Here is a 13,052-nt window from a genome sequence, read left to right on the forward strand (position 1 = left end):
TTCCTGTAGGGATGTCAATTCTTTGGACTGCGATCAGCGGATGGTGAGGCTCAGTTTTAGTCAGCCCCAACCAGTGGAAACCTGGCTTTTTCACTTCAATAAGTGACTTTGGCTTTGACACAGGTCAGGGACACCAAGCAGCGCCGGGCTATGTTTGGTGTGTTCAATCGTTCCATTGCTGCAATTGTAGGATGTATGATGACGGGCCAGGACGGAAATGCTCAGCATAGGACACCGCCGCTGGCGCGTGGGCGGGTTCTCTTGCCGCTCTTGATGGCTTATCGGGAATCCGGTCGATCCGTAGAAGACTTCCTTGCGGGTTTCGATCTTTCGTTTTCGGAGTTAAGCGCACCAAATTGCTTCATTCCACACGATACGATCTACGCCGTATTCGAAGCCGTCGCGCAGAACACATCACCAGATTTTCCAGCACTTGTTGGCCAGACTTCAGATCCGACCGTTTCATCCCCATTCGGGCAGGCCTTTCGGACCGCCAATTCCTTGGCTGATTTCATCGGCAAGTTCTGCGTTCATGCGGGAAACAACACAAATGCGGTCACGATGACACTCGATGTATCCGGAGATTACGCCGTGCTTTCTGCTAAACGCAGGTTCACGCCGCGCTGCTCTCCTGCCTATATGGATGCGTTTCAGATCAGCCGGTGGGCCACTTTGCTGCATGAAACCGCTGGTCAGCATTGGGAAGCGAACAAGGTTCTCGTTCGGGTGAACCGTCCTGATCTGCTCCCGTCATACTTCTACGGTATCAGGGCAGTCGGTGCCGGCCCAGACGGGTATTCCTTCCGCTTCCCAAGCGCCTGGCTTCTGCATGAACTGGTTAACCGGATCGCCGCCGAGGGCATTCCTGCAGGCCAGGACGACAAAAACCCAGTACCAACAGACTTACTGAGTTCGATCCAGAGCGTTGCCAAATCAATGGTTGGGCGAAATGACTTTTCAGTTACGACGCTTGCCAGGGCATGCGGCGCTCGTGGTGCTGTTCTCAATCGCCGACTTGCGGCTTATGGGACATCACTGTCGCGTATAGTCATAGAAGCCAAATGCGACCGTGCTAAACACCTGCTTTCCAGGTCTGAGACGTCAGTGGGCGGTATCGCCGATCAGCTAGGGTACTCTGACGCAACCGCCATGACACGGGCATTCAAGAAATGGACCGGTCATACACCTTCCGATTTTCGCACCCACGAACTGAATCGCCACGAGGCATCTGTTCCGATACTCGACCCGGTCGAATGCGATTGTGAAACGTACCAGGAATAAGGTTCAGCATACTTTTGCCGCGCTTCAAACTTGGGATAAGTAAAAAGTGGAGCAGGCCATGGAGTGAATACGGTTGTGTCGCAAAGTTTTTGCGTGGGATATTGTTCCTATGCTCATCTTGTGAATGGGTAAAATGGGGACGACCTTCGGGCTCTGTTGCAAACTTTTGAGCATGGTGAGCTGATTGAGCGATCGCATCGGTGTTAACCGGCTAGTTCGGCGAATTGTTTGAATGGACAGACTCCTGGTGTGAGTTGACCTTTCCTGATCATGTGCGCAGTTTCGATTCCAGCTAGAGTTGCTGATGCTGAATTGAAGGATTTGAAACCAAGCATCGGACGGGTTCGCCTTTTGATGAACCTGTGATCTTGTTCTACGATGTTATTGAGGTATTTTCGTCTGACCTTCTCGATGGGAATGGGACATCCAAAGCCTTTGAGCATTTTGTTGATGGCCTTCAGGCCCGCAGTATTGGCGCCGCTTTTGTCGATGACAATCTTCCGTGGTAACCCATTAACTTCCAGCATCCGGGCAAAGAATTTAGTGGCAGCTGGCTTGTTGCGCCGCTCAGATAACATGAAATCAAGTGTCTTTCCGTGTTTGTCGACGGCGCGGTATAGATAGACCCACGCGCCCTTAGCCTTGATGTATGTCTCGTCCATTCTCCAGGAGCAGTCGCATGGTACTTTGCGTCTACGCGCTGCTTCGGCAATGGCGCCAGAATATCGCGTTACCCATCGGTTCAGCGTGGTGTGATCCACGAAAACACCTCGCTCTCCCATGATTTCTTCTAAGTCGCGATAGGAGACGCCGTATCGAACGTAGAAAAAGACCGCGAACAGGATCACATCCTTCGGATATTGCGCGCCTTTGAAGGAGATCATGAGCTGGCTTTCGACTGATTATTGCTGCTGATCACTCGCGCGCTAACCCAACAATCGTCAATGTCAAAAGTTTGCAACCGAGCCAGGGGTCGATTCCGGCTGAGTGCAGAATAGGGCTTTCTCATAAGCGTTTTTGGTTTTCCCGACACGATGAGACTACCCCGCTGGCGCAGGGTCTCCGCGATCTGGCAGAGATGATGTGTAGACCGCGCCAGTCTGTCGATACGGTTGACGATAAGCTGATCGCTGTCACTAACGTAATTCAGGCATTCATTCAGTTGCGGCCGTGCGTCTGTCGCGCCGCTGCGTTTTTCCTCGAAGAACTTGTCGCAACTGGTGAGCCTCTCGCATTGGACATCCAGTGATTGCCCGACTGAACTGACACGGGCTTTGAGGGCAAGGTCAAACCTGGAATCTGTCTTTTCAGGCAATTCGCTGAACCGGCTGCCAAACTTCGGTGTGACCCTCAGAACAAATTTGCGCGTTCAGAGCTTTGCGACAAAGCCCACCCAAACAAGCAATGAATGTGCCCCCACCGTGAAGGTGTTTGATCTTTGCTTTCGTGGTCGTGAGGCAGGCACAGTGATCGAGGTTGATCTGGTATCGAAACCGTTTTGACATTACCAAAAATCAGCTGGTGAAATTCGATCGAGTGGAGAACTGGTTTGGACAAGATTGACGGAATGCGGGCGTTCGTCGCAGTGGTCGAGACTGGTTCGTTTATTGCTGCCGGAAAAAGGCTCGGCATTTCCAACAAGCTTGTAAGCAAGTACATCGGCGTACTCGAAGGGCAACTTGAAGTTACTCTTCTTCATCGAACGACCAGAAGCCTTTCGTTAACCAACGAAGGCCGGACCTATCTGGAAGGTTGCCGGAAAGTGCTAAGTGAATGCGACGCGCTGGATCTAACGATGGATCAAAGCGGCGGTTTTTCAGGGTTATTGAGAGTCACTGCACCTTTGACATTCGGAGAGACTTTTGTTGTCGATGCTGCAATCAAGTTTATGACAACTTACCCGGATGTAACCGTCGAAATCGACATGTCCGACAGGCATGCAGACCTGGCTGAAGGCGCGTTCGATCTTGCGATACGAATGGGGCCTTTGAAGGACTCGAGTCTGATTGCGCAAAAATTGGCGAGCTCAGAATATCTGGCTGTCGCCTCATCTTCATATATTGAGGAATTCGGGTCGCCTGCCCATCCCGACGACCTGAAATCTCATTCATGCATCCGTGATACTAACAATCCACATCCCAACAGATGGCCATTTTTTATTGAAGGTCAGATGATACAGGTGCCCGTCAACGGGCCTTATATAGCCAACAGCCCGCCTGCCTGCCTTGCCCCGGCTTATGCGGGCAAGGGGATTTACCATTGTCCGGAGGTTTTTCTGGGGGACGATCTGGTTTCAGGAAAGTTGGTGCGCGTTTTGGAAGGTTTCCAATCGAGAAAGATTGATGTGCATGCTGTGTATCTTCCGACAGCGTATCGGAACCGCAAGGTGGTGGCGTTTATTGAAACACTACGGGCCGATTTGAGTCACCATTTGTAAGCCTGACCCGATTAAGGCCAGTCGGAAAATCCTTGTTTAAGCTCAGCGAGGTTGTCGCCTTCGGGACGGGAAACTACTGCCCGGTACGCACCCGGTGACATTTCAGTTCGCCGTTTGAAGAAATGGCTGAAACGTGTCGCGTCGGCAAATCCGAGATCCGATGCAATTTTCTTGAGCGGGTGACCGGTTTTCTCCAGACGCGCTTTCGCCTCGGCCGTGAGTCGCTCATGTACCAGCTCAGCGGGGCTGCGCCTTGTCTCGCGTTTGCAGATCCGATGAAGGCGGTCATAATCGACGCCAAGTTCTTCGGCGTATTGGGGAACAAGCCAGTGGTCACGGTAGTGCAATTCGACCAGATGTCGGAACCGCCTCAGAATGCTGGTTTTCTCCAATGCTCCATCCGCAGGGTCGGGGCGATGCACCCGAAGTGCCTGAATGAGGACGATCCGCAAATAGGCGGCCAGGGACATCGGGGATCGGGCCTCAGGATCGGTCAACTCGGTTTGAAACCAATCCAGCAGAGCGTTAACTTTCAGAACCCTGTTAGCATCAGAAAGCCCAACGTCGAACGGATGCTCAACCAGCATGCGTAAGTGGACGGATTCCGCCTTGGCCCCAAGTGCGTCAGCCAGAAGCGATTCACTCAAACCCAGGATTTTCATCTGTGCGCCAGCCCCGGTTTGCAGACGAGGCCGGTCGTGCGCTGGCCAAAAGCAAAGTGCCGGTCCTTCTATTTCACGCTCAGTATCCTTCCAGCTCAGTACACCGGAATCGAGCATTAGAAGCGTGGCGAAATTACGCGGGTGACGGGTACGAATCGTCCGCATGTGAAGCGCCTCTTTCTGATGATCGAGTACCGCGTAGTCCTGAATTTGCATCATTACCCTCAGAATTTAACAATGAATGCCCATAAATTAGCATATTATGCGATAATCTATTCCGCATAATTGTCAATAGGAGGGCTGGTATGTCCAGCAAACAGGGTATGAATTCACCAACTGATATTGCATTTGCGCGCAAATCTCGCGTTTTGGAGCGGCACAGTCCGTCCACCGGCGAAACGGTGAGCCGTGAATCGGCCATCAGCGTTGAACATTGCCAGACTATTGCGAGCCGAGCTGCCGCCGCATTCCCCGGCTGGTCGTCACGTCCGACTTCGGAACGCGCCCAAATTCTTGTCGCGGCGGCGGATATTTTGCAGGAAAAGGTGGATGAGTTTGTCGCTTCCCAGTGCGATGAAATCGGAGCACCTATCACCTGGGCCCGTCACAATGTCAGCTTTGCTGCTTCAATGTTGCGGGATGTAGCTAGCTATGCGGAAGAAGTCGACCGCGTAGAAGACATTCCTGATCAGGAGGGAATAACCAGCCGGGCCTATAAGGAACCTTGTGGCGTATGCTTGGGAATAGCCCCTTGGAATGCACCCATTATTCTGGGGGTGCGCGCCATCGCTGCCCCGCTTTTGTGCGGCAATACCGTTATTCTCAAAGGCAACGAATTCGCACCCGAAACCTTTCGCAGGTTGGGAGATGTGTTTCACTCCGCCGGTATACCTGATGACGTACTGCAAGTTGTTCTGACTTTGCCCGAAGACAGCGAAACGGCTGTCGAGGCACTGATCCGATCGCCGGTCGTGCGTCGGGTCAATTTTACAGGATCAACACGGGTAGGGCGCCGGGTTGCCGAACTTTGTGCAACCAACCTGAAGCGCTCGTTGCTGGAGTTGGGTGGCCAGGCAAATCAGGTCGTCCTTGACGATGCAGACATTGATGCAGCGGCCGAAGCGGCCCTGATTGGTGCCTTCAACAACCAAGGCCAGATCTGCATGTCGACAGAGCGTGTCATTGTCACGGAAAGTGTTGCGGATGAGCTGATCGAAAAAATCGAAGCCGGGCGCAAAAAGCTTGAAGTCGGAGATCCGCTCAAGGACAGCACGGATGTCGGCCCTGTCATCACTATGGCGGCTGCCGAGCGCCTTTCCCTGTTGATCAGTGACGCGGTTTCAAAAGGTGCCCAGTTGGTTGGTGGCGGCGGCATTCGCGGATCGTTTGTAGAGCCTACGTTGATAGACGCCGTCGAAGCTGACATGCGTCTATACAACGAAGAGGTTTTTGGACCCATTTTGTCGGTCACACGCGTGAGCGATGACGCAGAAGCAATCACTGTTGCAAATGACAGCGAATATGGGCTGGCTTCGTCGGTGTTCTCTTCCGACGAAAAGCGCGCCCTTGACGTAGCCAGTCAATTGCACACGGGCATTTGCCACATCAACCGCACCACCGTCCGCGACAACCCGCATGCGCCTTTTGGCGGTGTGAAAGCCAGCGGATTTGGTCGCTTCGGCGGTCGATGGGCCATTCAGGAATTCACCGAACTGCGCTGGATCACCAGCACCACTACCGAGCCGGGATAGGGCTCTGTCACCCAAAGGAGAGGAAAATGTCCGTTCATCTTTCACGCCGAGGTCTATTGATCGGAGCCGGGGCCGCCATCGGCACTTTTACCCTTGGCCGAACAACGGCGTTAGCCCAGTCAGGCGAAACTTTGAAAATCGGTTTTATCAGCCCGATTTCCGGCCCTCTGGCCGGATTTGGCCAAACTGATGGATATGTTTTGGAAAAAGCACGTGAAGCCTTGGCAAGCGGTGTGACGATTGATGGTGCCGGATATGCAGTCGAAATTCTGGATCGCGATACACAGTCCGACCCTGCACGCGCCGGACAGCTTGCCCGAGACCTGATCAACAACGAAAACGTTGACATCATGATCGCAGTTTCGACGCCGGAAACGATCAACCCGGTTTCGGATGCCTGCGAGGCTGCCGGGGTGCCCTGCATTTCCACCGTTATGCCCTGGGAAGCCTGGTATTTTGGCCGCGGTGCTAAACCCGGCGAACCTTCGCCGTTCAAATACGGTTACCATTTCGGTTTCGGTGTGAACGAGTTCTACGAAGCCTACGTCTCTCAATGGAATCTGATCGAAACCAACAAAAAAGTTGGTGTTATGTATCCCAACGATGCAGACGGAAATGCCATTCGCGCGGCTTTGGCACCGCAGCTTGCCGCAGCGGGGTATGAAATTGTCGATCCCGGTGCCTATGAAACAGGTACTTCGGATTATTCGCAGCAGATCCGTATGTTCCGAGATGCCGGCGTCGAAATCTTCAATACCTTCCCGATCCCGCCGGATTTCGCGGCCTTCTGGCGTCAGGCAGCACAGCAAGGACTGCATCGGCAGATCAAGATTGTTCAGGTTGCAAAGACGGGTCTGTTCCCGTCTGACATCGAGGTGCTTGGCGGGCTGGGCGAAAACATTGCCAGTGCGGCTTACTGGCACCGTGATTTCCCGTACACTTCGCCGGTCACCGGTCTGAACGGGGCGGCTTTGTGTGATGGGTACGAAGCGGCAACAGGCCGACAGTGGACACAACAATTGGGAGCAACCCTGTCCGCATTTGATGTGGCCATCGCGGCCTTGAGCGCATCGGGCAGCCCAAAGGACAAAGAGGCAGTAGCCGCAGTCATGCCGACCCTGAAGGCCGATACAATCGGTGGTGTGGTTGACTTCAATTCCGGGCCGGTTCCGAATGTTGCCTCTGGCCCGATCATTGGCACCCAGTGGCAGAAATCTAAGGGTGACAAACACCAATTTGACTACGTCATCACCGAAAATGCGACGGACACCAACGTTCCGGTTACCGGCACGTTGATTCCATACAACGGGTGAGGTCAGTCATGACGTCTTCATCCACCGTACTTCGTTCGGGCGGTATTTCTATGTCGTTCGGGGAATATAAAGTTCTTAGGGAAATTTCGCTGGACTTCTATCCGGGTGAAATTGTGGGTGTTCTGGGTCCAAACGGGGCCGGGAAAACAACCTATATGAACCTTCTGACGGGAGCCCTTCGGCCAACCGACGGTTCGGTTCATCTGATGAACGAAGACGTCACCGCCTTTGATACGGCGGAACGCTGCCATCGCGGGCTGGGGCGCACCCATCAGGTACCCCGCCCTTTTCTGGGGATGACCGTGTTTGAAAACGTTCTTGTTGCGGTTGAGCACGGCCGTAACGAGATGCCCGATGATCCGGTAGCGGCAGCGTGGGAGGCTCTGGAGGAAACCGGCCTGTCCCATGTCGCGAACCGCCGTGGTGAGACTTTGGGCCTTCTCGATCGCAAACGACTGGAACTGTCGCGCGCTCTGGCGACAGACCCAAAGGTCCTGTTGCTTGATGAGATCGGAGGCGGGTTGACGGACACTGAAGGAGACGACCTGGTCGCCTTGGTCCGCAAAATTCATGGGCGCGGCGTTACCATCATCTGGATCGAACATATCATGCGCTTGCTGATGGAAACCTGCAGCCGATTGGTCTGCATGGCTGGTGGTGAAGTGATAGCGGATGGGGAACCACAGGCTGTCATCGACTCTCCGGAAGTGCAGGCCGCCTATTTTGGAGCAGCAGCATGAGTACGCTCGAAGTTTCCGATATCGTGGCCGGACATGGGCAGTTGCAGGCCGTACACGGTGTTTCCCTGACCGCCAGACCGGGTGAGATGATCTTTGTCGCCGGTGCCAACGGCGCAGGAAAGACGACGCTGTTGCGCAGTATTGCCGGAGATCACATGGCAACCTCGGGGAAAGTGGTGCTGTCCGGAGTCGATATCTCGGAGTTGCCGGCGCATCATCGCGCTCGTTCGGGCTTGTCCCTTGTGCCGGAAGGCCGGCGTTTGTTCCCGCATATGACCGTGCGGGAAAACCTAATGCTGGGCATGTCCACCAGCCGCGAAGGGCCATGGACCGTCGAAGCAATCTATGAAGCCTTCCCGAACCTGGCCAAGCTGGACAATTCCCCGGCTGGCAAACTTTCGGGCGGCGAACAACAGGCGGTTGCCATTGGCAGAGCCCTGATGGGCGATCCCGTTGCCGTCATGTTGGACGAAGTTTCACTCGGACTTTCACCCGCTGCGGTTGAGTTGGCCTATGACGCGCTGAAACAAGTGCGCGACATGGGACTTGCCATTGTCGTGGTCGAACAGGATCTCTCCCGAACTCTCAATACAGCGGATGACATCATCGTCATGTGCGAAGGCAACGTGACCCTGCATGCGAAGCCTTCCGAAACATCTCTGGAGCAAATGGCCTCGGCGTCGTTTGGGCATGAGGAGGGCCACTAAATGACTTCGCAACTGATCAACGCCATATTGCTCGGCGGATATTACACCGTTTTGGCTATCGGATTGGCCTTCATGTACTCGGTGATGAATGTAATCAACCTGGCCCATGGTGCGCTCATCATTCTGGCGGCGTTTGGCCTGCTGGTCCTGAGTTCAATTTTCGCGATCCCGCTTTATCTCGCTATCGTCATCATGATTTGCGTGATGTTCGGGCTCGGGCTGTTTCTGCACCGGTTTGTTCTGTCCAAAGCCTCTCAGGGGGGTGAACTGTTGCCCCTTCTGGCAACTTTCGGCATGGCGATCATTCTGGATAACCTGATGTTTCAGGCGTTTGGCGCGGATAGCAATTCGCTTGCGCCTTTGGTCGGCGATCTGTCCTGGGCGTCATTCGAACTGCCAGGGAATATCTATATCGGACAGATCAGCGTTTACATTCTGATGGCAGCGATTGCGACGATTATCGCTTTGGAATGGTTGCTGAACCGAACCGATCTTGGGCGGCGCATTCAGGCGACCAGCCAAGACCGGGCAACCGCATCGCTCTTGGGTATTGATACAGGCCGCACGCTGGCCATCGCCACAGGCATTGCACTTGCGACCGGGGTTCTGGCGGCAGCAGCACTTGGCTTGCGCAGCGCATGGGGCCCATATGATGGTTCCGCGCAGCTGCTATTCGCTTTCGAAGCCGTGGTGATTGGCGGGCTTGGGTCCATGTGGCGCGTGATGGCGGGAGCGATGATCCTTGCGATTGCTCAATCCATCGGCGCGATGATCCACCCTCAGGGCTTTCTGATTTGCGGGCACTTGGCATTCCTTGCAGCTGTATTCATCCGTCTCGGCGGCAACGGTTTCAGCTTGCCCGGACTTCTTGGGAAAGGAGCACAGACATGAACACAACCGCCAAATTGACTGTTACGCGCGGTGGTGCCACCGCAAATATGACCATGATCGCAATTATTATTGCTGTGGTTGCGCTGGCCGCAACACCATGGGTTTTCGGTGTAGGGGGAAGCGGCCGGGCTGTGGCGCTGCTGGTCTATGTTTTGCTGGCGGTGATGTGGAATGCACTTGCCGGGTTCGCCGGGCTGGTTTCGATCGGTCAGACACTGTTCTTTGGCACAGCGGCCTATGCCACCATTCGATTGGCGGATGCCGGGGTTGATCCCTATCTCGCCATTCTGATTGCCATAGCATTCGGAGCCGCACTTGGATGGATAACCTCGCTGTTCATGCTTTCGTTGAAGGATGGTGAGTTTGCAATCGGTATGTGGGTTCTGTCTTCTCTGGCGCATCTGTGTGTGAATCTTGACCCGCTCATTCAGGGCGAGACCGGCACATCGCTGATTTCACTAAACGCATATGACATTCAGACCCGCAGCATGATCACCCTGTGGATGGCTTTGGGAATTACAATTGCTGTTTTCGTCATTCTTGTTGTGCTCCTACGCAGCCGCACAGGCGCAGCCATTACGGCCATTCGCGATGACGAAATCGGGGCACGCTCGATCGGTGTGAACGTGATGAAGACGAAACGCATCGTCTTTGTTCTGGCCGCAGCAGGAACGGCAGCAGCCGGTGCCTTATGGCTGGCCTCAGCATCGAACTTTCAGCCACGCGCCTTCTTCGGAGTGCAGTGGACCGCGTACATGCTTTTCATGGTGCTTGTTGGCGGGCTTGGCCGGATCGAAGGCGCCATCATTGGGGCTGTGTTGTTCTTTGTGATCGAAACCTTCTTTGCCGCCTATGGCGCCTGGTACCTTGTCGGGCTTGGGGCAGTGGCCGTGTTTTTCGCTTTGTTCCTGCCCAAAGGGGTGTGGGGCTGGATCGGTCCGCGCCTGCCGGGAGAGGCAATTCCAACCGGCTATATCGTCGAAAAATCAAACACATGATGAGGAGTAAGACATGTTGAAGGACAAAACTATTATTGTAACGGGTGTCGCCTCGGGTATTGGTGCCGAAACTGCGGTGCAACTGAAACAGCATGGTGCAAAAGTCATCGGCGTCGACCGGAACGAACCTTCGGTGGAACTGGATATCTTTCATCAGGTGGATTTGATGGATGCAGCCGGCGTGGCTGATCTGATCGAAACGCTGAAGGGCTATAACGCCAATGGTCTGGCCAACATTGCAGGGGTTCCGCCCACGGCACCGCCCGAAGTTGTCGTAACTGTAAACCTTGTGGCCTTGAAAAAACTGACCTTGGGTCTGGTCGACAGTTTGGCCGACAATGCTTCGATTGTGAATCTGGCGTCATTGGCCGGGATCGGCTGGGAAGGCGAGGTTGCCAAGATCAGGGTGGCCGATGATTTGGATTTCGACGGTGTCGAGGCATTCTGCAAAACCCATGGCATCACCGCTGAAAACAGCTATTTCTTTGGCAAACAGGCGCTTGTTGCCTGGACGCATGAAAACCGCTGGACGTGGCGTGATCGGGGTATCCGTATGAACGCAGTCAGTCCGGGGCCTGTAGATACACCAATTCTGGGTGATTTTCTTGAGACACTTGGGGAACGCGCGGAAGAAGATATGCGTATCATGGACCGTCCGGGTACGGCCAAAGACATTGCACCGATTGTAGCTTTTCTGCTGTCCGACGGTTCCGTCTGGCTGCGCGGCACCAATATCGCAAGTGATGGTGGTATGCGGGCCAATATCGACGCGACGAGCAACGGGCTGAACTGAGCGCTACAACCAATCTGATTTCAGGAGAGTAAGATGAACATTTCAATGTTGATCAACGGAGAAGATGTGCCTGCGGAAAGCGGCCAAACATTTGAGCGCGCTGACCCGGTCACTGGTGAGGTTGCCACCGTTGCTCCGGCAGCGGGTGTGAAGGATGTCGAAAAGGCGGTACAGGCGGCGGCAGACGCGTTCCCGGTATGGTCAAAGACAAGCCCGGCTGAAAGGCGCGGCCTGTTGTTGAAAGCTGCCGAAGCCATGGAAGCCAATACCGGTGAGATCGTTGACGCTATGGTTGCCGAAACCGGTGCCACGTCTATTTGGGCTGGATTCAACTGCATGCTGGCTGCAGGTATGCTGCGCGAGGCTGCGTCCCTGACAACGCAGATTTCCGGCGAGGTCATCCCGGCAAACAAACCCGGAACGTTGGCAATGGCGCAGCGCAAGCCATTGGGCGTCTGCGTCGGAATTGCACCCTGGAACGCGCCGGTCATTCTGGGCACGCGTGCTGTATCCACCGCGATTGCCTGCGGCAACACTGCCATTCTGAAAGCTTCGGAGCTGTGCCCGGCTGTCCAGCTTGCCATCGGTCAGGCCTTTAAGGACGCAGGCTTTCCACCCGGCGTGTTGAACGTGATCACCAACGCACCAGAGGATGCGCCCGAAATTGTTGGTGCCCTGATTGACGATGCGCGGGTGCGACATGTGAACTTTACGGGTTCAACCCAAGTTGGTCGGATCATCGGGGAACGTGCTGCCCGCAACCTCAAACCAGCGCTGCTGGAATTGGGAGGAAAGGCGCCGTTGATCATCCTTGATGATGCTGATGTGAACGCGGCTGTAAACGGGGCGGCGTTCGGGGCTTTTATGAACCAGGGCCAGATCTGTATGTCGACCGAGCGGATCATCGTTCAGGACCGGATCGCAGATGCATTTGTCAAAGCTCTGGCAACCAAAGCTTCCAACCTTCCGGCGGGCAACCCGCGCGAAAAGGTCGTGCTGGGCTCGTTGGTAAGCTCACAGGCTGCAGAGAAGATGGATGACCTCATCGCTGATGCTACCGGCAAGGGCGGTAAAGTCGTTGCCGGCGGCAACCGCAACGGAACCATCGTCGAAGCGACATTGATCGACAATGTTACGCCGGAGATGCGGATTTACAGCGAAGAGAGCTTTGGCCCGGTGAAATCCATCATCCGCGTCAAGGACGACGAAGAAGCCATCCGTATTGCCAATGACACGGAATATGGTTTGTCAGCCGCCGTTTATGGCAGCGATATCACACGTGTCATGTCTGTTGCTGACCGCATCGAGTCTGGAATCTGCCATATCAATGGACCAACCGTATCAGATGAGGCGCAGATGCCGTTTGGTGGTGTAAAAGACAGCGGATATGGTCGATTTGGAGGCCGTTCCGGGATCGACGCATTCACCTCGGTTCGTTGGGTGACAATCGAAAACCCAAATCAGCATTTCCCATTCTGA

The 13,052-nt window shown here is 54.6% G+C and carries 13 protein-coding genes; 10 read left to right on the forward strand and 3 right to left on the reverse strand.

The genetic code is table 11. The features are described from left to right. Positions 1-198: 198 nt before the first annotated feature. Positions 199-1,281 carry an AraC family transcriptional regulator gene (locus Q0816_RS21790; RefSeq protein ID WP_298854585.1) on the forward strand — a complete coding sequence of 361 codons (1,083 nt, stop codon included), beginning with the start codon at positions 199-201 and terminating at the stop codon, positions 1,279-1,281. Between the two features lie 203 nt (positions 1,282-1,484). Here the strand turns inward: Q0816_RS21790 and Q0816_RS21795 are convergent, their stop codons facing one another. Beyond that, positions 1,485-2,165, reverse strand: coding sequence for an IS6 family transposase (locus Q0816_RS21795; protein WP_298854587.1), 681 nt, complete (start codon positions 2,163-2,165; stop codon positions 1,485-1,487). Beyond that, complete coding sequence (locus Q0816_RS21800; protein WP_298854589.1) at positions 2,162-2,596, reverse strand: recombinase family protein; 435 nt, start codon at positions 2,594-2,596, stop codon at positions 2,162-2,164. The genes Q0816_RS21795 and Q0816_RS21800 overlap by 4 nt, the downstream gene beginning before the upstream one ends. 234 nt (positions 2,597-2,830) lie before the next feature. On the opposite strand from Q0816_RS21800, the gene Q0816_RS21805 reads away from it, so the two are divergent. Beyond that, the gene (locus Q0816_RS21805; RefSeq protein WP_298854591.1) at positions 2,831-3,718 is read left to right on the forward strand and encodes a LysR family transcriptional regulator; all 888 of its coding nucleotides are present in this window, start codon (positions 2,831-2,833) and stop codon (positions 3,716-3,718) included. Positions 3,719-3,729: 11 nt separating this feature from the next. On the opposite strand, the gene Q0816_RS21810 is transcribed toward Q0816_RS21805, so the two are convergent. Further along, positions 3,730-4,545, reverse strand: a complete 816-nt coding sequence (locus Q0816_RS21810) for an AraC family transcriptional regulator (protein WP_282153373.1) — start codon at positions 4,543-4,545, stop codon at positions 3,730-3,732. Between the two features lie 140 nt (positions 4,546-4,685). On the opposite strand from Q0816_RS21810, the gene Q0816_RS21815 reads away from it, so the two are divergent. From Q0816_RS21815 to Q0816_RS21850, 8 genes are read left to right on the forward strand one after another with little or no spacing between them, the layout of a single operon-like run. Beyond that, a complete protein-coding gene (locus Q0816_RS21815; protein ID WP_298854601.1) occupies positions 4,686-6,131 on the forward strand; it encodes an aldehyde dehydrogenase in 1,446 nt (481 codons plus the stop codon). Positions 6,132-6,157: 26 nt separating this feature from the next. Then, positions 6,158-7,444, forward strand: coding sequence for an ABC transporter substrate-binding protein (locus Q0816_RS21820; protein ID WP_298854602.1), 1,287 nt, complete (start codon positions 6,158-6,160; stop codon positions 7,442-7,444). An 8-nt stretch (positions 7,445-7,452) separates the two neighbouring features. Next, the gene (locus Q0816_RS21825; protein ID WP_298854604.1) at positions 7,453-8,184 is read left to right on the forward strand and encodes an ABC transporter ATP-binding protein; all 732 of its coding nucleotides are present in this window, start codon (positions 7,453-7,455) and stop codon (positions 8,182-8,184) included. After that, complete coding sequence (locus tag Q0816_RS21830; protein ID WP_298854606.1) at positions 8,181-8,891, forward strand: ABC transporter ATP-binding protein; 711 nt, start codon at positions 8,181-8,183, stop codon at positions 8,889-8,891. Before Q0816_RS21825 ends, Q0816_RS21830 begins: the two co-directional genes overlap by 4 nt. Then, positions 8,892-9,782: a branched-chain amino acid ABC transporter permease gene (locus Q0816_RS21835; RefSeq protein ID WP_298854608.1), complete on the forward strand. Its 891-nt coding sequence runs from the start codon at positions 8,892-8,894 to the stop codon at positions 9,780-9,782. It begins immediately after the preceding gene. Then, positions 9,779-10,780: a branched-chain amino acid ABC transporter permease gene (locus Q0816_RS21840; RefSeq protein WP_298854610.1), complete on the forward strand. Its 1,002-nt coding sequence runs from the start codon at positions 9,779-9,781 to the stop codon at positions 10,778-10,780. The genes Q0816_RS21835 and Q0816_RS21840 overlap by 4 nt, the downstream gene beginning before the upstream one ends. Before the next feature lie 13 nt (positions 10,781-10,793). Continuing rightward, positions 10,794-11,573, forward strand: a complete 780-nt coding sequence (locus tag Q0816_RS21845; RefSeq protein ID WP_298854612.1) for a coniferyl-alcohol dehydrogenase — start codon at positions 10,794-10,796, stop codon at positions 11,571-11,573. A gap of 33 nt (positions 11,574-11,606) precedes the next feature. Beyond that, positions 11,607-13,052 carry an aldehyde dehydrogenase gene (locus Q0816_RS21850; RefSeq protein WP_298854614.1) on the forward strand — a complete coding sequence of 482 codons (1,446 nt, stop codon included), beginning with the start codon at positions 11,607-11,609 and terminating at the stop codon, positions 13,050-13,052.

Source organism: uncultured Ruegeria sp., from assembly GCF_947497005.1.
Taxonomy (GTDB): domain Bacteria; phylum Pseudomonadota; class Alphaproteobacteria; order Rhodobacterales; family Rhodobacteraceae; genus Ruegeria.